The following is a 21,588-nucleotide window of genomic DNA, read 5'->3' on the forward strand; positions in this document are numbered from 1 at the left end:
GACCGCAGCGTGCATCCGGCCCGGTTGTTGCCTGTGAGTTGACCGTGGAGGACAGAAGTCACTGCGCCCGCGTCAAGTCGTGGTGAGTAATGCAACGGCATTATCCCCTTACTTTAGTAGTAATGGCGGTGTAACGCCGCGTGAGACCAACAACGACGGGGATAACAGTATGACAAACAGACTCAAGCCCACTCTGGGCACCCTGCATCTGTGGGGGATTGCGGTTGGCCTGGTGATCTCAGGCGAATATTTCGGCTGGAGTTACGGCTGGGCTGTGGCGGGCACGCTGGGATTCCTGGTCACTACCGCGCTGATCGCCACGCTCTATACCTGCTTTATCTTTAGCTTCACCGAACTGACCACTGCGATCCCCCATGCGGGCGGGCCATTTGCCTATAGCCGTCGCGCTTTTGGCGAAACCGGCGGACTGATTGCTGGTCTGGCGACGCTGATTGAGTTTGTCTTTGCGCCCCCGGCTATCGCCATGGCGATAGGGGCTTATCTCAATGTGCAGTATCCCGAGCTCAACCCGAAAACTGCGGCGGTCGGGGCTTACCTGGTGTTTATGACGCTGAATATTCTGGGTGTAAAACTGGCGGCGATGTTCGAACTGGTTGTCACCGTGCTGGCAGTCATTGAGCTGCTGGTGTTTATGGGCGTGGTCTCACCCGGCTTCAGCCTGGCGAACTTTGCCGCGCACGGCTGGGCGGGCAGCGACAGCTTCGGACTACCCGCCTTCTCCGGCATTTTCGCCGCCATTCCCTTCGCCATCTGGTTTTTCCTTGCCATTGAAGGCGCCGCAATGGCAGCCGAAGAGGCAAAAGATCCAACCCGGACTATTCCCCGCGCCTATATCAGCGGGATCCTGACGCTGGTAGTGCTGGCGATTGGTGTGATGCTGATGGCGGGTGGCGCGGGCGACTGGCGCAAACTTTCGGACATTAACGATCCGCTGCCGCAGGCGATGAAAATGATCGTCGGCGAACATTCTAACTGGATGCATATGCTGGTGTGGATTGGACTGTTTGGCCTGATTGCCAGCTTCCATGGCATCATCCTTGGCTATTCACGGCAGTTTTTTGCCCTGGCACGCGCGGGCTATCTGCCACCTTCTCTGGCAAAACTGTCACGTTTCCAGACCCCGCATCGGGCAATTATTCTCGGCGGCCTGCTGGGTATCGCGGCGATTTACAGCGATGGCGTGATTAATCTGCAGGGGATGACGCTGACGGCTGCGATGATCACCATGGCGGTCTTCGGTGCGATTGTGATGTACATCATGAGCATGCTGAGCCTGTTTAAACTGCGCCGCAGCGCGCCGGATATGCCTCGCAGCTTCCGTGCGCCGGGCTATCCGATAGTTCCGGGCATCGCTCTGCTGCTGTCGGTGGTTTGTCTGCTGGCGATGCTGTGGTTTAACCCGGTGATTGGCGCGCTGTTCTTTGCCATCATGCTGGTGGGCTATCTCTACTTCCTCGCCACCAAAGCGCAGCGCGATCGTGCGCCACAGGACACTATGCTGGTCGGCGAATAAACGCGGCGCGGCAGGGGGCCGCGCCGAAAGTTAAGTTCAGCGCCTGAAAGCCTGGGCGCTGAATCGTCAGCAAATGCGCGGGAAACTCAGCCGTTGAGTGGCCAGAGCCATGCCGCACCGCGTACGCCGCTGGAGTCGCCATGCTGCGCCTTCAGCACCGGCGTTTCACACTCCCCGCCAAACACCCACTTCTTCATCAGCACCGGCACGGTCTGATAGAGACGATCCACATTGCTCATCCCGCCGCCCAGCACGATGACATCGGGATCGATCAGGTTCACCACCTGCGCCAGCGATTTTGCCAGCCGCAGTTCATAGCGACTCATTGCCAGTTCGGCGATCGGATCCTGCTGCGCCAGCAACGAGACGATCTCTGCGCCTTTACGATGCACGCCGCTCAGCCTCTGATAGTCGATACCAAAACCGGTGCCAGAAACGAAGGTCTCAATGCAGCCCTGTTGCCCGCAATAACACGGCACTTCCTGACGGTAGCGCAGCTCATCTTCATCCATCCACGGCAGCGGATTGTGGCCCCACTCACCGGCATTACCGTTGCCACCGATGCGCGACTCACCGTTGATCGCCACCCCCGCACCCGATCCGGTGCCGATGATCACGGCAAACACCAGCGACTGTCCGGCACCCGCACCATCGACCGCTTCTGACACCGCCAGGCAGTTAGCATCGTTGGCGATGCGCACTTCCCGGTTCAGCGCCTGAGCCAGATCTTTATCCAGCGGCTGACCGTTTAGCCACGTGGAGTTGGCATTCTTTACCCGCTTACTGAAAGGCGAAAGCGAGCCGGGAATACCGAGGCCGACCGTGCCGGTCTCACCGGTTTTCTGCTCCGCCAGTGTGACCAGATCGACAATCGCCTGTACCGTTGCCTGATAGTCATCACGCGGGGTATTCACCCGGTGGCGGAACAGCTCCTGTCCCTTATCTGACAATGCGATTACTTCTGTCTTGGTGCCACCCAGATCTATGCCTATGCGCAAGGTTACTTCCTCGTTATTCGTTCAGGTGAGAGATACAGTAGAAGGCGGCTGCCTTAAAGGCAATGAAACCACTCCGATGTTTCGCTATCATGCGCGCTGACTCTCGCAGACTTGTGCGCCCGATCGCGCCACGGTAAGGAATCCCGATGTTGTGGTTTAAAAATATGATGGTTTATCGTCTGAATCGTGACATTCCGCTGTCCGCAGATGAGATGGAAAAACAGCTCGACGCCTTCACTTTTTCACCGTGTGGCAGTCAGGATATGAGCAAGACCGGCTGGGTCTCGCCGATGGGTAACCGCAGCGACGCGCTGACCCACGAGAACAAAGGCCAGATTGTGATTTGCGCCCGCAAAGAAGAGAAAATCCTGCCTTCGCCGGTCGTGAAACAGGCACTGGAAGCAAAAATCGACAAACTGGAATCTGAGCAGAGCCGCAAGCTCAAGAAGACTGAAAAAGATTCGCTGAAAGATGAAGTGCTGCACAGCCTGCTGCCGCGCGCCTTCAGCCGTTTCAGCCAGACTTACCTGTGGATCGACACGGTCAACAACCTGATTATGGTGGACTGTGCCAGCGCTAAAAAAGCAGAAGATACCCTGGCGCTGCTGCGCAAAAGCCTGGGTTCACTGCCGGTGGTGCCGCTGACGCTGGAAAACCCAATTGAGCTGACTCTGACCCAATGGGTGCGTTCAGGCGATCTGCCAGCCGGTTTTGCGCTGATGGATGAAGCGGAGCTGAAAGCACTGCTGGAAGATGGCGGCGTCATCCGCTGCAAGAAACAGGATTTGGTGTGCGATGAGATCGCCAACCATATCGAAGCCGGCAAAGTGGTGACCAAGCTGGCACTCGACTGGCAGGAGCGTATTCAGTTTGTGCTGGCCGATGACGGTTCAGTGAAGCGTCTGAAGTTCAGCGACACCCTGCGCGATCAAAACGACGATATTGACCGCGAAGATTTTGCGCAGCGCTTTGATGCCGACTTTATTCTGATGACCAGCGAACTGGCGGCACTCACCAGCAATCTGGTGGAAGCGTTAGGCGGCGAAGCCCAGCGTTAAGTGTAACCAGCAGAATCCTCCGGACGAGGATGCTTGCCAAAAAAAGGGCCGCTAAGCGGCCCTTTTTTTAATCTTTATCTTTCAGGTAGCGGCAGAGATAGGAACTTGGCTCGCCAACCTGCAGATGAAATTCACTGTGACCCGGCACATTAAACACCGAACCCGCTTCAAACCATTTCCACTCGGTCTCACCCGGCAGCAACACCTTAAGCGAGCCGCTGACCACGGTCATCTCTTCCGGCTGGCCGGTTCCAAATGTGTATTCACCTTCTGACATCACGCCCACGCTGGCACGACCGGTGCTCGCACTGTCAAAACCGATAGATTTAACTTTTCCGTCAAAATACTCACTTACGTTGAGCATAATAGTTCTCCAGAGCACATGTTGTGTGTCTGGCAGTGTAGAAGGGAACCCGCTGATCTGTCACGCGAAATGATGGTCGTTTGTGATCTCCTTCGGGGGAGAGATCAAACGCGCAGAGAGAGAGCATTATGCCAGTGCTCCAGGCAGCTTTGTTTTGCTTCGGCAAGTGGGAGGTCGGGAATAAAAAGGTAATGGGAAACTCAGGCATCTTACTGGCAAATCGCGAAACGATGCTGAATGTCAGGCTGGCATCCCTGCCAGCCGCAACATTTTACTCTTTTTCGACGTCTTCGTAGCGTGCTTTTGCGTCGTGCGCTTCTTCTTCCGTCTCGTGTTCACTGATTAATGAATTTGGTTTGGGATGATCAGCACGCAATTCGTAAGAGGTTACTTTATTACCTTCAGTGCCCTTTTCAACAGGCACAACTTTGGCTTCACGTGGGTACGGTGGTCTGCTCGGCATACTGTGTCCCTCTTATCTCAATAACAATCCACAGGACAGGCTGCTGCCTGTCATAGGATAAGTATAGACAATGACATCAGAAGCGGAATCAAAGCGGCAAAAATCTGAGGGTTAGCTGGCGCGGGCCAGGGAAAGTGACAGCAAAATCTCTTCCACTACGCACTCCGGCGATTGCATGGCATTCACCTGATGATGGGCCGCCGCCTGATAAAGATGCGCGCGTTCACGCAGCACATCACTCATCTCGTCGGCAATCGGACGTCCGGTTAAGGTCGGACGCTGGGCCGCTTCAGGTTCGCTTTCCAGTCGCCCGGCCAGTACTTCGGGCGATGCGCTGAGCCAGATCACCTGACCATGCTCCTGCATGAAACGGCAGTTCTCTTCAGCCAGAATCATGCCACCGCCCGTCGCAATGACCGTCCGGGGGGCCGTCACCGCTTTCAGCGATTCCGTTTCACGGGCACGGAAACCTTCCCAGCCTTCCGCCTCAACAATCTCGGTCACACTGCGCTGCGTGCTGAGTTGCAGATGGTGATCGGTATCCGTAAAGGCGTAGCCCAGCGCCTGCGACAACGCCTCGCCGACCGTGGTTTTGCCGCAACCGCGAGCGCCAATCAAAAAGATGGGTAGTGACATCAGGGCCGTTCCTCCGCCTGACCGCGCGATGCGGTTGCATGGTTAGTTTCTTAATGCGACGCATAATAACTGGAAATTATTATGGCCTCCACCTGTCAGGCATGATTTACGCATTTTCCTCACCAGAGCAGCGATAATCTCTATACTTTCAAGGGGAAATGCATGCACGTTTTGTGCATAAGGGTGGTAACCGGGCGTTTAAAAACCCGCAAAACGGGGGTTAAAATGGGTTGGCAATATTTGCTTACCGCCCCGATTTTACTTTTCGTGTTGACGCCCCCATATACTGATAACAATCGCCACAGGAGAGTCATCATGCAACGCGAAGAACAACAACTGATTGAAGGGCTGTTCAGCCGTCTGAAACAGGCCGAAAGCCAGGCCGTGGCACGCGATGCCGCTGCCGAACAACTGATTAACCAGCATCTTCAGGCGCAGCCGGGCGCGCCTTACTACATGGCACAGGCGATCCTGATTCAGGAAGCGGCGCTGAAAAAACTCAATGAGAAAGTATCGGCGCTGGAAGGCCAGGTGGCACAGCTGCAACAGCAACAGCAGCAGCAACCCGCACAAAGTAGCGGCGGCTTCCTGTCGGGACTGTTTGGCAGCGGTTCGCGTCAGCAGCCGCCCGCTCAACAGCAGCAGCAACAACAGCAACAGTCGCCGTGGAACAGTGCGCCACAGCAACCGACACAGCAGCAATATGCTCCTGCTCAGGCACCCGCGCCACGTGGCACTGGCTTCCTTGGCGGCGCACTGCAAACTGCCGTGGGCGTCGCGGGTGGTGTCGTGATGGCCGACATGCTGACCAGCATGTTCCACCATTCGCAGCCGGAAGAGATTGTGAACATTATCAATGAGCCGCCGCTGCCGGAGGTGAATGATAATCTCAATACTTTCAACGGTGGCGATGACAGTGCCGATAACTTTAACGGCGGTAACGACAGCGCCTTCCTGGACCAGAATACGGGCTGGGACAGTAATTATGCCGATAACAGCGATCTCAACGATTTTGGCGGCAACGATTACGACGACGACAGCTTCGTTTAAGTTGAGCGTTTCTGCTGGGTGAGCCAGCTATCCAGCTCATTCGCAAACTGCTGACGGTCACGCGGACTCATCGTCGCGGGGCCGCCGGTCTGCACGCCGCTTGACCGCAGAGTATCCATAAAATCCCGCATCGTCAGACGTTCACGTATCGTCGCCGGTGAGTAACGCTCGCCGCGCGGATTCAGCGCTGCTGCCCCCTTCTCAATCACCTCGGCCGCCAGCGGAATATCAGCGGTGATCACCAGATCGCCAGGCTGACAACGTCTGACGATCTCATTGTCCGCCACATCAAAGCCAGCAGGCACCTGCAGGGTGCGCAGATAAGGCGAGGGTGGTACGCGCAGAAACTGATTCGCCACAAAAGTCACCGTGGTCGCGGTGCGATCCGCCGCACGGTAGAGCACCTCTTTGATCACATTCGGACAGGCATCGGCATCGACCCAGATAAACATCATGATTCCTTACAGTCAGAGAAGCCTGAGATCTTGCCGGGTTCCCCTTAAATGGCAAATTTTATTTGCGGCACACTTTCCAGCCTATACCCGGCTGACTTGTTATTCGGGCTGGCTTAAGTAAGCTAGCGCACTGAGAAAAACGAATAATGTCCTAAGGAGATGTGGCGATGCTGGCAAAGAAAATCGGATTTATCGGCGGGGGAAACATGGCGAAAGCCATTATCGGCGGACTGGTCAACAGCGGCAAAATCGCCCCGTCTGATATCTTCGTTTACGATCGCAAAGTCGAGACCAACCAGGCGATGGCTGAGCAATATGGCATCAACGCGGCAGAGAGTGCGGATGCGCTGGCGCGCGAAGTGGATATCCTGTTCGGTGCGGTAAAACCCAATGTCATCCTGAAAGTATTAAAAGAGTTGTCCGGCAGCCTGAAAAAAGAGGCGCTGGTGGTATCGATTGCAGCTGGCGTGACGCTGGACTCGCTCTCATCCGTGCTGGGTTACGATCGCAAAATTGTCCGCGCGATGCCAAATACCCCTTCGCTGGTGAGCGAAGGTATGACATCGGTAACCCCCAATGTGCTGGTTGAGCAAGCAGAAATCGACGAGGTGGTGGCGATTTTTGAGAGTTTTGGCAAAGCAGCCGTGGTAGATGAATATCTGATTCACTCGGTGGTCGGCGTCAGCGGTTCTGCACCGGCCTACGTGTTTATGTTTATCGAAGCGATGGCGGATGCGGCCGTACTGGGCGGGATGCCGCGCGCTCAGGCCTATCAGTTTGCTGCGCAGGCGGTAAAAGGGGCAGCCCAGATGGTGCTGACCACCGGTAAACATCCAGCTGAACTCAAAGATATGGTCTGCTCACCGGGCGGCACCACCATTGAAGCGGTGAAAGTGCTGGAAGAAAAAGGGATGCGCTCGGCGGTGATGGAAGCGATGCTGCAGTGCATGGCGAAGTCAGAAAAACTGAGCCGCAGCTAACCCATAGTAATTGCGCAAGGCGGCCCGGCATGCTGGCCCGCCTTGCGTGCAGCTTAACTGATGCGCGCCTGACAGAGTGCCACCGCGTCGGCAAGCGTCATCGGTTGCTGCATCCGCTCCACCAGCTCGGCGGTCAGCGTATACATGCCGCATGAGCAGATTGCCGCCAGTTGCCCCTGCTGACCATAAAACGCCATAAACTTTTTATCCTCCAGCGAGCCGATCAACTGGAAGTTATCCCATTCTGCCGCATGGCCAACATACTCATAACGGGTGCCATACTGGGTCGTCCAGAAGAACGGTACACGATCAAAGGCGACGTTCTGGTCCAGCATATTCAATGCGGCGGTCTGTCCCTGCTGATGCGCGACGCGATAGTGCTCAATCCGCAGCGGACCCTGTGCCGCCGGGTACGTGGCGATATCCCCCGCTACCCAGATGTTGTCAGCGACCCGCAGTTGCTCATCCGCCTGCAGGCTGTCATCCTCTGCCAGCGGCAGATCGTGAATAAAGTCGGTGGCCGGTTCGACCCCGGTAGCAAACAGCACAACGGTCGCATCCAGCTTCCGTCCACCTTTCAGCTGCACGCCACTCACCTGCTGGTTGCCCTGCAGTGATTCGATCTCGCCCTGCACCCACTTCACGCCGTTTTGCTCATGCAGCTGGTAGAAATAGCGGCCAATCTGATCGCCAAACCGTTTAGCAAAGGGCAGCGTCTGACGGGCAATCACCGTCACGTCGATGTCACGGTTACGCAGTGCCGACGCCAGTTCGGTGCCGATAAAACTGTTGCCGATAATCACGATCTTATGGCTGGCATCCACCGCCTGAAGCAGCTCATCGGTTTGCTGTTTGCTACGCAGCAGATAAACCCCGTCGAGATCGCTGCCCGGTAAATCAGGGCGTACAGGTGCCGCGCCGCTGGCGATCAGCAGTTTGTCGAACGCGAGCGTCCCGCCATCCTCGAAGATTAACTGCTGCTGCTGCGCATCGAGGCGGCTCACGGTAGCCTGAAGACGTTCAACGTGATCCATCACATCCGCTTTCAGCAGCTGCGGGACCTCGCTGATATCCATTTTGCCCGACGGCACAAACTTGGTCAGCGCCGTGCGGTCATAAGGCGCGTCCGCTTCCCGCTCGACCAGAATCAAGCGGCCTTTAAAGCCGTCATGGCGCAGACGCCACAGCGCGGCACTGCCCGCCGCGCCACCACCGAGCACCACAAAGACCGGCGCGGCTGCCCCGCTGCCAATCGGTGCCGCGGGTGACATCGCTTTCGGGTTAACCAGCACCCGGCCCTCTTCAATGCGCAACGGATACTGTTTGAGATCGGCTAACGCCAGCGGTTCACACATTTTGCCATCAGCGATATTAAACGCTGCTTTGTGCCACGGGCAGACCAGCCGGTCGCCACAGATCGCGCCCTGCTCCAGCGGCGCGCCCGCGTGTGGACATTTCGCCTGGTAAGCGCGGACATTCTCCCCATCGCGGATCAGTAATACATCCACCTCGCCGAGCGTTTTCTTAACCGGCTGTCGCTGGGGCAGATCCTTCAGGTCGGCGGTAAATTGATAGTTCACGGCATAGCTCCTTTAGCTGTTTCTGGTCTGGTGCTGCGCGGCGAAACAGTGCGCGGCGCAAATCCCCACAAACAGTAAGTGTGGCAAAGGAACCAGTAAGCCTGATGATGAATCTGTTTCAGGATGGTAACCTGCTGTTGTGACAGGGAATTTAATCGGCGTTGAGGGGAAAGTGGATCTGCATTGCGCGGCAAAGAGAAGCGGCCACCTGCGTGGCCGGGAGAATCATGCGCTTTTTTTCAGGCACTGGCTCATAAAGGTTTTACGCGCATCACCCGCCAGCTTTTTATCGCCAGCTTCACCATTACAGCTCTTCATTTTCATCTGCTGCGGTGACATCTTCGACATCTTGCTATCCTTTTTCAGGCATTCACTCATAAAGCTTTTACGCGCATCGCCTTTAAGATCCTGAGATTTAGCATGCTGGTTACACAGGGTCATCTTCTCCTGCTGCGGGGTCTTCTCCGCCGCACCTGCCAGCCCGCTGACCAGCAGGCCCGCCATCATCATCGCCATTAAACCGACTTTCATTTTGTTATCTCCACAGTGGGCTGTCCTTTATTATTCTGGCAGCGAATAAGCAAAGCGGAAAATGTTTGAGGTCAAAGTGATATGAAGATCCCATTCCATATTGGCACTGAGGTTGTTACTGGCGGGGATGCCGGAGCAGCTTTTCGATGTAATTGCGCAGCAGGCGCGCATCGTCATCGTCAGCATCGGCTACATTGTCCATTGCGGTTTCAATACTGGTGGTTATCGCCAGATGTTGTTGCGGCTCCAGCTTGCGAACCAGCGCCGTCACAACAATTTCCAGCGCTTCAATCTGCGCCATCTGCTCTTTCGCGGTCGCCTCTTTTTCAGCCAGCTTTACCAGTAATTCAGCAATCAGGTTTTTCATGCTGTTGTCTCAGCGGTGGAGAAAAGCTGAAATTATCACCACACTGGTTAAAAAAACAGAGGGTAACAGTCATTTTTTCAGCGAGTTAGCCCACATCTCCGCCCTCTTTTCAGCGATTTCCGGCTAACCTTGCAGGCGAAACGTTTTGCGGGCATATATCACCGCTGTTAAACGTTTCGCCTGCTACCGATCAATGAGTGAGGCTTAGCGCGGATCAACAAATCCACGGCCCGGCCCGCCGCCATGTCCGCCCCAGCCACCACCACCACCACCGCCGCCAGGAGGAGGGAAAATACATCCGCTTAACGCAGTCACAAATGCCACAACGGCAGCCAGCTTAACGATTCGTACCATATCTACCTCAGGGTGAAGAAATCGGGCTGAGTGTATGAAGCCTCCTGCATGGCGACAAGTGAGATTCCTCCGCATCCGGCCGCTATTCATCTTTGCTGACCAGACTTAACGTTTTACCGTCACTATGCCGCCAGATTCTCAACATCCCGGCCGGTTTGTGGCACAAACTATTTGTCTGAATCGGGATGGCGGACTCTTTACAGCCTGAGTAATTTTGCGCATTGTGAGCGCATTACATTTACAGGATAAAACCATGACTCTCTCTCAGGCTGCTTTCAGTGACATCCTCTCCCGGCGCGACTGGGAAAACCCGGTCGTGACCTCGCTGCATCGGCTGGATGCGCACCCGCCATTCGCCAGCTGGCGCGATGAAGCGGCGGCGCGCGATGACTTGCCTTCTGTTTCACTGCGGAGCCTAAACGGAGAGTGGGATTTCTGTTACTTTACCCAGCCTGAAGCGGTTCCCGCCAGCTGGTTACTGCAGGATCTGCCGGATTCCACCACGCTGCCGGTCCCGGCTAACTGGCAGATGCACGGCTTTGATGCGCCCATTTACACCAACGTGCAGTATCCTATTCCGGTCGATCCGCCGCTGGTTCCCGCAGAGAACCCCACCGGATGTTACTCGCTCACATTCAGTACTGACGCAGCCTGGCTTGATTCCGGGCAGACACGCATCATCTTTGACGGGGTAAACTCGGCCTTTCACCTCTGGTGCAACGGAGGCTGGATTGGTTACTCTCAGGACAGCCGTCTGCCCGCCGAATTCGATCTGACTCCCCATCTGCGACCGGGCAAAAACCGGCTGGCGGTGATGGTGCTGCGCTGGAGCGACGGCAGCTATCTGGAAGATCAGGATATGTGGCGGATGAGCGGCATTTTCCGCGATGTCACATTGTTGCATAAACCGCAGGTGCATCTGGCTGACGTTCAGCTGGAAACCCGGCTCAGCCCGGAGTTTTACAGTGCCGAGCTACGCGCTCAGGTCCGCGTCGCCTTGCCGCCGGATGTCACCTCGCGCTATCAGCTGCGCCTGACGCTGTGGCAGGGGGAACAGCAGGTTGCGCAGTGTCAGCAGCCGCTGGGCAGCGCCATTATTGACGAACGGGGTCACTATCCTGAACGCGCCCTTCTCAGCCTCCCGGTGGAACAGCCCGCCCTGTGGAGCGCCGAAACGCCCCACCTCTATCGCGCCACGCTGGCACTGCTGGATGGGGATCAGCAGCTGATTGAGGTGGAAGCCTATGATGTCGGCTTCCGTCAGGTCACCATCGACAACGGCCTGCTTTGCCTCAACGGCAAACCGCTGCTGATCCGGGGCACCAACCGTCACGAGCACCATCCGGAGTACGGTCAGGTGGTGGATGAGGCGACGATGCGCCGCGACATCGAGCTGATGAAGCAGCACAATTTCAATGCGGTGCGCTGTTCGCACTACCCTAATCATCCGCTCTGGTACCGGTTATGTGACAAGTACGGGCTTTATGTGGTGGATGAGGCCAATATCGAAACCCACGGCATGCAGCCGATGAACCGGCTCTCCGATGATCCCCGCTGGTTTGGCGCCTATAGCGAACGCGTGACGCGCATGGTGCAGCGCGATCGTAATCACTGCAGCATTATTATCTGGTCGCTGGGCAATGAGTCGGGACATGGCGCCACGCACGATGCTCTCTATCGCTGGGTGAAAAGCAGCGATCCGACCCGTCCGGTGCAGTATGAAGGCGGCGGTGCGGATACTGCCGCGACCGATATCATCTGCCCGATGTACGCCAGGGTCGATGAAGATCAACCGTTCCCGGCGGTGCCGAAATGGTCGCTGAAGAAGTGGATCGGTCTGCCGGGCGAAACCCGTCCGCTGATCCTGTGTGAGTATGCGCATGCCATGGGCAACAGTTTCGGCGGTTTCGCGAAATACTGGGAGGCCTTCCGCCAGTTCCCGCGTCTGCAGGGTGGCTTCGTCTGGGATTGGGTGGATCAGAGCCTGACCCGCCATGACGAGCAGGGCAACCCCTGGCAGGCTTACGGCGGCGATTTTGGCGATAAGCCCAACGATCGCCAGTTCTGCATGAACGGGCTGGTGTTTGCCGATCGCACGTCGCATCCTGCGCTGTATGAGGCGCAGCGCGCCCAGCAGTTCTGGCAGTTCACGGTCGATCCCGGCGATCCGCTGAGCTTTACGGTCAGCAGCGATTATCTGTTCCGCCACAGTGACAATGAGGTGCTCCGCTGGCGCATCGAGCAGGAGGGGCATGTGGTGACGGAAGGTGAAGTATTGCTGGATATCGCCGCGCAGGGTCAGCAGCGGATTACGCTGCCAACACCGCCCGCGTTACACGGCGAATGCTGGCTTAATGTCGCGGTTCATCAGATTCACCCGACCCGCTGGAGCGCCGCCGGCTGGTGTGTCGCCTGGCATCAATGGGCGCTGCCCTCGGTGATGGCGCTGCCATTACAGCCGGAGGCTGGCGAAGCACCGCTGCTGCACGATGACGCCAGTGAGATTGTCATCACGCATCAGCAGCAACGCTGGCATTTTTCACGCCACAGCGGCGAACTGACACAGTGGTTTGTCGATGGGGAGCCGACGCTGCTCTCCCCTCTCCAGGACTGCTTTATTCGCGCGCCGCTGGACAATGATATCGGCACCAGCGAAGCGGAACGGGTTGATCCTAACGCCTGGGTTGAGCGCTGGAAAGCCGCGGGTTATGACCAGATGAGCAACAATCTGGTGTCGATTACGGCGAATGCGTTATCGCAGGCGGTGCAGATTGAGACGCTGCACAGCTGGCTCGCCAACGGCCAGCTCGCTTTCATCAGCCGTAAACGTTATCTGATCAACCCGCGGGGGGAGTTGCAGTTACAGCTTTCCGTTGAGCAGTCGCGCGGATTACCCCCGCCAGCGCGCATCGGCTTACGCTGCGAGCTGGCGCTAATCCCGCAGCAGGTGAGCTGGCTCGGCCTGGGACCGCATGAAAATTATCCCGATCGTCAGTTGGCCGCGCAGTTCTCACGCTGGCAGCTGCCGCTGGATCAGCTTTCAACGCCCTACGTTTTCCCTAGCGAGAATGGTCAGCGTGGCGGTACCCGTCAGCTTGACAGCGGCAGCTGGCAGGTCAGCGGCGATTTTGCTTTCTCGCTGAGCCGCTTCAGCCTGGAGCAGCTGCGGGAGACATCACACCGCCACCTGCTGCGTCCGGAGGCGGGCTGCTGGCTGCATCTGGATGCCTTCCACATGGGCGTGGGCGGCGATGACTCCTGGAGCCCCAGCGTCAGTCCTGAGTTTTTACTGACTCAGCAGCGCTGGCAGGCTGAGCTGACGATTTGTCAGCCGACGCGGGCAGCACGGTCTTTGGTCGCCGATAAAATCGCTTCAGAAACAGCACATTAATCAGCACGACCACGGCGGTGGCAAAAAAGACCCAGCGGAAACCTGCCACCGCCGACACCGCAGCACCCAGTAGCGGGCCCGCGACATTGCCGAGATACATAAATGACTGGTTATAACCGAAGATCCGGCCGGTGATGTTGTCGCGTGAGTGACGCACCAGCAGGGTCTGCACCGCAGGCATCATCGCGCCATCGGCGAAGCCCAGCAGAAAACGTAAGACGCCCAGCTGCGTGGTGCTGGTGACAAAGGACATCGCAACAAACAGCAGCAGCGAGATAACCATCGTCGCCAGCAGGATACGCTGCGTGCCGATGCGATCGCCGAGTCGTCCCAGCCGGGGCGCGGCCAGCAGCGCAGAGACGCCAGGTAGTGCGGCAATCACGCCGCTCAGAAACGCGATATTCTCCGCAGTCGGTGCCAGCTCGCGCACAAACAACGTCAGGATCGGGTTCACCGATCCGTTGCACATCTGGATCACCATAGTGGTGAAAAACAGGCAGAGCATCAGCTTTGGGTTATCCAGCGAGCGGAAAACCTCGCGTCCGCTGAGCTTGTCCTTTTTACTCACCGGGGTGTAACCGGTCTCTTTAATCAGGAACAGCGTTACCAGAAAGCTGATCATCAGCAGAACTGCAGTGACGATAAACACCGTGCGCAAACCGACCCAGTCGGCCAGCAGCCCGCCCAGCATCGGCCCCAGAATCACCCCACCTATCTGACCCGTTGAGACACAGCTAAGCGCCCAGCCGCTGCGTTCACGCGGAACCTGAGCCGCCACCAGCGCCATCGCGTTGGGAATATATCCGGAGGTCAGCCCCATCAGGGCGCGTAATAGCAGCAATTGCCAGGCTTCGGTGACAAACGCCTGTAGCAGGATCACCACGCCCATGCCAAACGCGGCACGCAGCAGCATCAGTTTACGGCCTTTGCGATCGGCCAGACTGCCCCACAGGGGAGCGACCGCCGCCGAGATCACAAAGGTGATACTGAAGGTGAGACCCGACCAGAGGCTTAGGGATTCGCCACCAGTGACGCCAAGCTGCTCAAGATAGAGCGGCAGAAACGGGATAATCTGACTGATGGCCAGTCCGGTAAAAAAACAGCCAAACCAGACCGAGATCAGGTTTATTTTCCAGGGTTCTATAGTGCGTGGCATGAGCAGATGATTTAAAGAGAGGGAAGGCTCAGTCTAACGCGCACTTTCTCAGCATGACCGACAAAACATGGCACAAACGGCAAAAGAACGAATTCCTCTTGATTCAGCGCAATTACCGCTAAAAATTTTCCCGGCGTGAAAGTTTATAGCGCGAACCACGCGGGAACTGGACTGCCCAGACGCATGCTTCCTAAACCAACCCTCATCAATATGGAAAAATATGTCATTCTGTTACTGACAACCCTCTCCCCCGCTTCTATGTTTAAAAAACCGCCAGTTGTGGCGGTGTGGCGATCGTTCTGATCGGCGCGACGTCCTCCGCAAAAAAACGGTGCAGACCGTCCGGCTACGCTGAGGCAGACCAGCTTATTTCATGCAGAGACGCCCTTACTCAACTGTAAGGGATAGGGCAGTGTTTCAGCGGAGGTGGGGAAATGAGAGTACAAGCAAACAGCGCCAGCCGTGCCATCAGCGACTATTTCAAAGGCCCGAACTGGCGAACACCGCCGGAGTCCGATCTGCTGGCGGTGATCCTGCGTGAAATAATGGAAGCGGGCGAGCCCGCGACTAATAAAGTGCTGATTGCGCGGGTGATCGACAAACTGGAAGTGGAAGGCGACGAGATGCAGTTGCAGCGTTACCGGACCCTGCTGGCGCAGTTGATTGACACGCAACCAGAAAATTAAAAACTGCGGCCTACTTCACCCAGCGCAATTTATCCGCTTCGCTGACGCTGGCCCGTCCGCTGCTGCGCTGAAACAGGCAGAGCTCCTGTCCGCGCCTGTTTTTCATGTGCTGCTGGGGATAGCGCCCCTCCAGCAACAGTGCGCTGTAACCGGTGTTGTCGTCATACTCAATCGGATCGCCCAGCACCTTTACTTTGCTCAGGTGACTGGCGTTAATGCACGCCTGTACCATCACTTCACGGCTCTTTTGCCAGGCCTCTTCACTGGAGGCGTGCGCCAGTGTGCTGCTGAGTAACAACGTGGGCAGGAATGCCCCGATGATGCGTTTCATCTTCTTCGCTCCTGTTCTGGCCCGAAGGCGCTAAAAAAATTCCCGCCGGGGCGGGAATAAACAAGACGAGCACTGTCTATCTGTGTGACGAGGAAGTTTTGAAGCGCGCTGCTATCCTCGCCTGCCGTTATGACAAGCCTATGACAGACTGGCCGTTAACCACAATAAACAGAGCTGATATTGCCATCTTTGTCGGCCAGGAAGTTAAGCCGGTTGAGATTGAAATCCATGGTGACGGCAGAATTATAGGGGATTGGACGCACCTGCTGTTCGAAGTGTTGCCCCTGCAGTACGGTTAACGGCTTGCCGACATAGTTCTGAAACTGAGAGGCCCCGCAGCGGTCAGCGTCGGGATCCTGCACCACACGTGCGGTGTCGGGTTTTGAGGCAGACTGGCAGGCGGTTAAGGCGAACAGGCCCACTACCAGCAGCCCTTTTCCATAAAATTTCACGTTTTTTCTCCTGTTGGACGTGTAAAACTCTGTCCCAAGAGTAGCAAAGCGGGCCTGCTGACCTGAAGCCCTGAAAAGTAAAGTTGTTACAACGCTATTCAAATTAGAGCGGTTCAGGTCACGCTTTAAGATTAATCGCACTATCTGACTAAAAAACACGCAACCAGCCACTACCCTTACAGAAGATTCATCACTCTGTGGAGGCCATAATGGAGCTGATCATTTTTGTTGTCTGCGCAATGTTGATGACCGCCGTGGCGGTCAAAGTGCGTTAAGCCGGTTCAGCCTGGTTTTGCGCGGTTCTTTCCAGAAGCGTACTGAATGCAGCCAGCGGCATCGGCCGACCGAGGAAGTAGCCTTGCCCCTCTTCGCACGAGAGCTGTTTTAGCTGGTTCAGCTGCGCTTCTGTCTCAATGCCCTCTGCTGTGATGGTCAGCGCAAAAGCGCGTGCCAGTGCAATAATGCCCGCTACCACTGATTGTGCCTGCTGCGACTCCGGGAAATCTTTCATCCAGGAACGATCGATCTTCAGACCATTAAACGGGAAGGTTTTCAGATAGCCCAGCGCGGCATAGCCGGTGCCGAAATCGTCAACGGTTAACCTGACACCCAGTGACCGTAGTCCCTGCATCACCTCCAGCGCATGCTGCGGATGTTCGAAGGTGACGTTCTCGGTGATCTCCAGCTCCAGTCGCGTAGCAGGGAGGCCACTTTTCTCCAGCGCATGAGCCACCCGCTGCACCAGGTCGCTGGTGCGGAACTCCATAGGCGAGATATTGACTGACACATAGCGTTCGCCACCCCATCCCAGCGCATCCTCACAGGCGCTCATCAGCACCCAGTCGCTAATGGTAGCGATCAGACCGCTCTCTTCCGCCAGCGGAATGAAGTGATCAGGCGTAATCCACTGATCCGGAGCAATCTGCCAGCGAATCAACGCCTCGGCACCCGCCAGCTGACCGGTCAGCAGTTGATAGCGCGGCTGGTAGTGCAGGCGGAATTCATTGTTCTTCAGCGCTTTCTCGATCCGCCGTGCCATTTCACGTTTATCTTCACGCTGGCTGGCCATTTCATTGGCATACCAGACCCACTGATTGCGCCCCGCATCACGCGCTTCATTCAGCGCGATATCCGCCATTTGCAGCAGCGCTTCGGGATGGCTGGCATCCTGCGGTGCAGAGGCGATCCCCATGCTGATGGTGAGATAGTGAACATGCTGGCCGGTGCTGATGGGTTGCTGAACCTCATGCACCAGCTGAGCACAACGCTGATCGACCCGCTCATGGTTCGTTTCACGCAATACCAGCACAAACTCATCGCCACTCAGCCGCGCCACCAGCTCCTGCGGGCCGATACAGCGCTTCAGACGCTGCGCGATCTGGCTCAGCACCTCATCACCCGCTGCATGACCCCAGGTTTCATTGATCGGCCGGAACTGATCAAGGTCGAGGGTAACCAGCGTCAACGGCGCGTTGCCATCAGGTAACTCAAGATGCAGCGTCAGAAACTCCAGCAGCTGCACGCGGTTTGACAGGCCGGTTAAGACGTCGTGACGCGACAGAAAATGAATGCGCGCTTCTGCTTCCATGCCCTGTGTGATGTCCGATACCGTGCCGCGAAACCCGATGCGTCGCTCATCATGCCAGATGGTTTTCGCCACCAGCTGGCCGATGCGGCGGTTGCCATGTGCGGACATAAACTGACAGCGCAGCGGCATCTGTTGCCCGTTCTCTTCCTGACGCAGCAGCCAGGCAACCAGCGAATGGCTGGGATGCGTCAGCAGATGATCGATGTGACGCCCCAGCCAGTGGGTAATGTCGTGGCCGGTCACGGTGTGAAAGCGCGCGGAAAGATAGATCAGACAGCCCTCTTCATCCGTCTCCCAGATCCAGTCTGACGCTGCCTCAGCAAGATCGCGAAACCGCGCTTCGCTACTGGCAAGCTCCTGCTGACTGATCACCAGCAGGGCAAAACGGCGGTCAGAAAGTATCGCATTGGAAAGCGCATGGCGGCTGACGCGATGGGTAATCATAGCGATGATGATCGCCATCAGCATCAGCAGCGGCAGCAGGAACCAGATCAGGCCCATGCCAGGCATCTTCGATGTCCAGCGCAGTACAATCGGATCGCTGCCTGGCAACGGCTGCACCAGCCGTGGTTCACGCAGGACATCCTCCTGATTGACGGGCAGACGCAGTTCACGCACATCCAGCGTGGTGCCCAGCGCCTGTAATTTGGCAGGTGTGAACAGATTCACAAACACCATGATAGATGCAGGCCCCGCCACTGGCGGCACCGTCGTCACTTTGCCGCTGCTGATAGGGGCGGCAACCACAATGGCGGGCTGATGGTTGACCAGCGCATCCCGGGTAATCGCCCGGTTGTTAAGCTTACGTGCCGCCGCAATCAGCTCAGGGGTCTCTTTGCCCAGCCAGGTTTCCAGCGGCATATCCACCAGCTGTCCATTAATCACGCTGTAAGAGGTATGGCCCTGGCCGTCGATCACGAACACGCCCTCGTAGTGATACTCTTCGTAGAGACCCGGTCCAAAATTCTCTTCGTCAAAAGCCCAGACTTTGTTCACCCTGACATGAAGATTACGCCAGGCCTCACCCCAGAACGCATAATCCCGGATATCCGTGATCATCGCATCCTGACGATTTGTCCACGCCTGCTGCACCAGCATCCGGTCATGATCGACCGATGCGCTGTTCTGACGCTGCGCAATCGTCAGCACCATCAGCATCGAGAGCACCAGCACACTAAACAGCAGCAGCGAAAGCGTGCGCAGGCTGCGCCGCGTAAAGCGGACAGTGCGATCTTCAGCAGCATGTCTGAATGGAGGCGAAGGTGGCGCTGGTGGGTTAAATGTCATTAAGAGTGCTCACTACACAGCCAGGGTTTGAGATGACGGGCCTGCAATACAACATGCGGTGCTGACCAGATTAGTTTCCTCAGTTATCGGCTCACGCGTCCTGGTGTTTAGTCTGCAGTTAACATTTTGCGCTTAAATATTGTGTTACAGGCTGACTCGACAGCGATCGGGTGCATTGCTACTATGCGCTTACCTTCGCTGGCAGAGTCGCCTATGAATACCAATTCCGACAGAGTGACCCTGACGCTGTTCTACGTCGGCAGCTTTGTGGTCTATTACCTGGTTACCATGCTGATCACGCTGTTCCCTAATTACGGCGTACTGCGTAATGACGGTCTACTGGTGCCGGTGCTCTGCCTGTTTGAATTTGCCGTGATCTACCCGCTTTACCGCTTCTACTGCCAGCGCCGCACCGATTTGCCGCTGGGCGAACTCTGCACGCTGCAAACCCTGCTGTTTACCGGCGCGCTGTTTGTGCTGATGGCGGCACAGATGCAGTTTATGCAGCCGGAAGGCTGGCTGGTGATGCAGGCCCAGCAGGGACGTAATTCGCTGCTGATCCTTCTGCTCACCGCCGTGCTGCTGGCCCCGGTATTTGAAGAGGTGCTGTTCCGCGGTTTTCTGTTGCAGGGTTTTCTGCTCTGGGCGCCGCGCAGCCGCTTCGCCTGTATGCTGCTGACCTCGCTGCTGTTTGCGGTGATGCATACGCAGTATGTGCACTGGCAGACGCTGATCGCCCTGACGCTGTTTTCGCTGTTGCTCTGCTATGCCCGGCTGCGGAGTAACAGTCTGGCGTTGCCCATCTTCCTGCACACCCTGAACAATCTGATTGCGCTGCTGCCCGCCTGGTATTTTGCTGGCTAGTTCCTGATTATCCTCCGCTTCTGATGTCTGACAGAGCGTCGCCTCACTCTGCTGGCGGGTCATAGCTCACACTGACAATGCCGCCCTGTCACGGTTGTCTATACTGGATGTTAAAAAGGGATAAAAAGCACCGCAGTCCGGACCACCAGACCGTGCAAAGGAGAGGAACTATGTTGATAGGATTTGTGTTGTTAGTGAGCGCGTGCGGTTACGATGCCTGTGAAGCCCTGCCGGTCTCGGAGCGCATTTATCCGACGAAGGTCGACTGCGAAACGATGGCGAACCGCATTCATAAAGTCCGCCCGAATGTGGTACTGCTTTGTGGTGAGGTCCATCGCTGATTCAGGGCCAGGTGTAATAAAGCCGCGCTGTAACATTGCAAGCTGGCGCTTTAGCGTACAAAATATAAGCTGTTGTTAACCATTATCGTTGTGAATCCCATGAAAACATCACGCCCCCGTCGTCCTGGTGGACGCTGGGTTTACTATCTTTTGTATGATGGCATTCTGTGGCCCTGCCCCGTCCGATGGGAGTGGGAGAGCAGCTATGGCGGCTGGTTGCCATTTTACTACACGCCTACCTTTGAGTTTGTGGTAGGCGATCCCCGCAAGGCGTATCGCATTGCGCGCAGCGACGTGCGTGCTAAACAACGGCGAGAAGATGCCTTTGTCTGAAAGAGACTATCGCCAGGGCAGCCACGAGGCCGTGAGCAGATAGAGAATCACTTCCAGCACAATGATCACCATCAGTAAGATGCCCAGCGTGTGACGGCCAATCCCTTTCATCGGTTCAGGCCCAGATCATAGCCGCCCAGCGGATCAGCAGCAGCGCGCCGCAAATGCACAACAGAACCAGTACCATCTTCCAGTACTTTTTGGCCGCCCGGTATCTTGTCACCTCGGTCTCCCCTAATCAGAAAGCGAAGATGCGCCAGAAGGCGCATCTGTTCCGGTCAGTAACAGGACCGGGAGGCATAGCATAACGTCCGGGCCGCCAAAAGGCGACCCGTTGCCGGCATCAGTTGTTCAGGGTGTAATCCAGCGTAATTTCCGCATTCAGAACCTGAGAAACCGGGCAGCCCGCTTTGGCTTTATTGATGATCTCGTCGAAGGTTGATTCATCAATGCCTGGCAGGGAGATGGTGCTGGTCAGCGCCACTTTGGTGATGGCAAAGCCGTCGTCTTTTTTGTCCAGCGACACGTCAGCCGTGGTATCGATGCTTTCCGGCGGATGACCCGCGTTACCCAGCATCAGCGACAGCGCCATAGAGAAACAGGCTGCATGCGCTGCACCAATCAGTTCTTCCGGGTTGGTGCCTTTGCCGCCTTCAAAACGGGTGTTAAAGCCATAAGGCTGCTGGCTCAGCACGCCGCTTTCGGTGCTGACGGTGCCTTTACCTTTAATATCGCCTTCCCAGTGCGCCGAACCTTTCTTATGAATGGTCATGTCATTCCTCCTGTTGG

At 56.6% G+C, this 21,588-nt stretch carries 24 protein-coding genes; 9 read left to right on the plus strand and 15 right to left on the minus strand.

The window, feature by feature from the left end:
• Positions 1 to 169: 169 nt before the first annotated feature.
• Positions 170 to 1,534, plus strand: coding sequence for an ethanolamine permease (gene eat, locus AC2LB6_RS08500; protein WP_490093169.1), 1,365 nt, complete (start codon positions 170 to 172; stop codon positions 1,532 to 1,534).
• An 86-nt stretch (positions 1,535 to 1,620) separates the two neighbouring features.
• On the opposite strand, the gene mak is transcribed toward eat, so the two are convergent.
• Entirely contained in the window at positions 1,621 to 2,532 is a 912-nt protein-coding gene (gene mak, locus AC2LB6_RS08505; protein ID WP_013356950.1) for a fructokinase, read from the minus strand.
• A 146-nt stretch (positions 2,533 to 2,678) separates the two neighbouring features.
• On the opposite strand from mak, the gene rdgC reads away from it, so the two are divergent.
• On the plus strand, positions 2,679 to 3,590 hold the full coding sequence (rdgC, locus tag AC2LB6_RS08510; protein ID WP_003850053.1) for a recombination-associated protein RdgC: 912 nt from the start codon (positions 2,679 to 2,681) through the stop codon (positions 3,588 to 3,590).
• 67 nt (positions 3,591 to 3,657) lie between these two features.
• On the opposite strand, the gene ppnP is transcribed toward rdgC, so the two are convergent.
• The 3 genes from ppnP to aroL form a co-directional block, all read right to left on the minus strand.
• Positions 3,658 to 3,954, minus strand: a complete 297-nt coding sequence (gene ppnP, locus AC2LB6_RS08515; protein WP_003850060.1) for a pyrimidine/purine nucleoside phosphorylase — start codon at positions 3,952 to 3,954, stop codon at positions 3,658 to 3,660.
• Between the two features lie 271 nt (positions 3,955 to 4,225).
• Positions 4,226 to 4,417 carry a YaiA family protein gene (locus AC2LB6_RS08520; protein ID WP_090963318.1) on the minus strand — a complete coding sequence of 64 codons (192 nt, stop codon included), beginning with the start codon at positions 4,415 to 4,417 and terminating at the stop codon, positions 4,226 to 4,228.
• A gap of 111 nt (positions 4,418 to 4,528) precedes the next feature.
• Positions 4,529 to 5,053: a shikimate kinase AroL gene (gene aroL, locus AC2LB6_RS08525; RefSeq protein ID WP_490093170.1), complete on the minus strand. Its 525-nt coding sequence runs from the start codon at positions 5,051 to 5,053 to the stop codon at positions 4,529 to 4,531.
• Between the two features lie 315 nt (positions 5,054 to 5,368).
• On the opposite strand from aroL, the gene AC2LB6_RS08530 reads away from it, so the two are divergent.
• A complete protein-coding gene (locus AC2LB6_RS08530; protein WP_490093171.1) occupies positions 5,369 to 6,103 on the plus strand; it encodes a DUF2076 domain-containing protein in 735 nt (244 codons plus the stop codon).
• Here AC2LB6_RS08530 and AC2LB6_RS08535 read toward each other — a convergent pair.
• Positions 6,100 to 6,555: a YaiI/YqxD family protein gene (locus AC2LB6_RS08535; RefSeq protein ID WP_003850071.1), complete on the minus strand. Its 456-nt coding sequence runs from the start codon at positions 6,553 to 6,555 to the stop codon at positions 6,100 to 6,102. The two genes, AC2LB6_RS08530 and AC2LB6_RS08535, sit on opposite strands and share 4 nt — an antisense overlap.
• 170 nt (positions 6,556 to 6,725) lie before the next feature.
• Between AC2LB6_RS08535 and proC the strand changes: the two genes are divergently transcribed.
• Positions 6,726 to 7,538, plus strand: a complete 813-nt coding sequence (gene proC / locus AC2LB6_RS08540; RefSeq protein WP_490093172.1) for a pyrroline-5-carboxylate reductase — start codon at positions 6,726 to 6,728, stop codon at positions 7,536 to 7,538.
• A 53-nt stretch (positions 7,539 to 7,591) separates the two neighbouring features.
• Here proC and AC2LB6_RS08545 read toward each other — a convergent pair whose 3' ends face one another.
• The 4 genes from AC2LB6_RS08545 to AC2LB6_RS08560 all read right to left on the minus strand — a co-directional run bounded on the left by AC2LB6_RS08545 (position 7,592) and on the right by AC2LB6_RS08560 (position 10,370).
• Complete coding sequence (locus tag AC2LB6_RS08545) at positions 7,592 to 9,118, minus strand: FAD-dependent oxidoreductase (protein WP_490093173.1); 1,527 nt, start codon at positions 9,116 to 9,118, stop codon at positions 7,592 to 7,594.
• A 225-nt stretch (positions 9,119 to 9,343) separates the two neighbouring features.
• On the minus strand, positions 9,344 to 9,649 hold the full coding sequence (locus AC2LB6_RS08550; RefSeq protein ID WP_490093174.1) for a PsiF family protein: 306 nt from the start codon (positions 9,647 to 9,649) through the stop codon (positions 9,344 to 9,346).
• 115 nt (positions 9,650 to 9,764) lie between these two features.
• Positions 9,765 to 10,016 (minus strand): anti-adapter protein IraP, encoded by a 252-nt coding sequence (gene iraP, locus AC2LB6_RS08555; RefSeq protein ID WP_490093175.1) that lies wholly within the window; start codon positions 10,014 to 10,016, stop codon positions 9,765 to 9,767.
• 204 nt (positions 10,017 to 10,220) lie between these two features.
• Positions 10,221 to 10,370 (minus strand): hypothetical protein, encoded by a 150-nt coding sequence (locus AC2LB6_RS08560; RefSeq protein ID WP_490093176.1) that lies wholly within the window; start codon positions 10,368 to 10,370, stop codon positions 10,221 to 10,223.
• Between the two features lie 253 nt (positions 10,371 to 10,623).
• On the opposite strand from AC2LB6_RS08560, the gene AC2LB6_RS08565 reads away from it, so the two are divergent.
• The gene (locus AC2LB6_RS08565; protein WP_490093177.1) at positions 10,624 to 13,761 is read left to right on the plus strand and encodes a beta-galactosidase; all 3,138 of its coding nucleotides are present in this window, start codon (positions 10,624 to 10,626) and stop codon (positions 13,759 to 13,761) included.
• On the opposite strand, the gene AC2LB6_RS08570 is transcribed toward AC2LB6_RS08565, so the two are convergent.
• Positions 13,643 to 14,917 carry a multidrug efflux MFS transporter gene (locus AC2LB6_RS08570; protein WP_490093178.1) on the minus strand — a complete coding sequence of 425 codons (1,275 nt, stop codon included), beginning with the start codon at positions 14,915 to 14,917 and terminating at the stop codon, positions 13,643 to 13,645. The two genes, AC2LB6_RS08565 and AC2LB6_RS08570, sit on opposite strands and share 119 nt — an antisense overlap.
• 434 nt (positions 14,918 to 15,351) lie before the next feature.
• On the opposite strand from AC2LB6_RS08570, the gene AC2LB6_RS08575 reads away from it, so the two are divergent.
• Positions 15,352 to 15,603 carry a biofilm development regulator YmgB/AriR family protein gene (locus tag AC2LB6_RS08575; RefSeq protein ID WP_090963338.1) on the plus strand — a complete coding sequence of 84 codons (252 nt, stop codon included), beginning with the start codon at positions 15,352 to 15,354 and terminating at the stop codon, positions 15,601 to 15,603.
• A 10-nt stretch (positions 15,604 to 15,613) separates the two neighbouring features.
• On the opposite strand, the gene AC2LB6_RS08580 is transcribed toward AC2LB6_RS08575, so the two are convergent.
• The 3 genes from AC2LB6_RS08580 to AC2LB6_RS08590 form a co-directional block, all read right to left on the minus strand.
• On the minus strand, positions 15,614 to 15,934 hold the full coding sequence (locus tag AC2LB6_RS08580) for a hypothetical protein (protein WP_490093179.1): 321 nt from the start codon (positions 15,932 to 15,934) through the stop codon (positions 15,614 to 15,616).
• Positions 15,935 to 16,089: 155 nt separating this feature from the next.
• Positions 16,090 to 16,386, minus strand: coding sequence for an I78 family peptidase inhibitor (locus AC2LB6_RS08585; RefSeq protein ID WP_490093180.1), 297 nt, complete (start codon positions 16,384 to 16,386; stop codon positions 16,090 to 16,092).
• Positions 16,387 to 16,657: 271 nt separating this feature from the next.
• Positions 16,658 to 19,261: a bifunctional diguanylate cyclase/phosphodiesterase gene (locus tag AC2LB6_RS08590; RefSeq protein WP_490093181.1), complete on the minus strand. Its 2,604-nt coding sequence runs from the start codon at positions 19,259 to 19,261 to the stop codon at positions 16,658 to 16,660.
• Between the two features lie 213 nt (positions 19,262 to 19,474).
• On the opposite strand from AC2LB6_RS08590, the gene AC2LB6_RS08595 reads away from it, so the two are divergent.
• The 3 genes from AC2LB6_RS08595 to AC2LB6_RS08605 all read left to right on the plus strand — a co-directional run bounded on the left by AC2LB6_RS08595 (position 19,475) and on the right by AC2LB6_RS08605 (position 20,799).
• Positions 19,475 to 20,125 (plus strand): CPBP family intramembrane glutamic endopeptidase, encoded by a 651-nt coding sequence (locus AC2LB6_RS08595; protein WP_090963347.1) that lies wholly within the window; start codon positions 19,475 to 19,477, stop codon positions 20,123 to 20,125.
• A gap of 170 nt (positions 20,126 to 20,295) precedes the next feature.
• Complete coding sequence (locus AC2LB6_RS08600) at positions 20,296 to 20,466, plus strand: hypothetical protein (protein WP_003850083.1); 171 nt, start codon at positions 20,296 to 20,298, stop codon at positions 20,464 to 20,466.
• 99 nt (positions 20,467 to 20,565) lie between these two features.
• Positions 20,566 to 20,799 carry a hypothetical protein gene (locus AC2LB6_RS08605; RefSeq protein ID WP_008924857.1) on the plus strand — a complete coding sequence of 78 codons (234 nt, stop codon included), beginning with the start codon at positions 20,566 to 20,568 and terminating at the stop codon, positions 20,797 to 20,799.
• Positions 20,800 to 20,914: 115 nt separating this feature from the next.
• Here AC2LB6_RS08605 and yniD read toward each other — a convergent pair whose 3' ends face one another.
• On the minus strand, positions 20,915 to 21,022 hold the full coding sequence (gene yniD / locus AC2LB6_RS08610) for a small membrane protein YniD (protein WP_022625163.1): 108 nt from the start codon (positions 21,020 to 21,022) through the stop codon (positions 20,915 to 20,917).
• Positions 21,023 to 21,142: 120 nt separating this feature from the next.
• Positions 21,143 to 21,571 carry an OsmC family protein gene (locus AC2LB6_RS08615; protein ID WP_490093182.1) on the minus strand — a complete coding sequence of 143 codons (429 nt, stop codon included), beginning with the start codon at positions 21,569 to 21,571 and terminating at the stop codon, positions 21,143 to 21,145.
• Positions 21,572 to 21,588 lie beyond the last annotated feature (17 nt).

The organism is Pantoea sp. RCC30.1 (assembly GCF_058148845.1).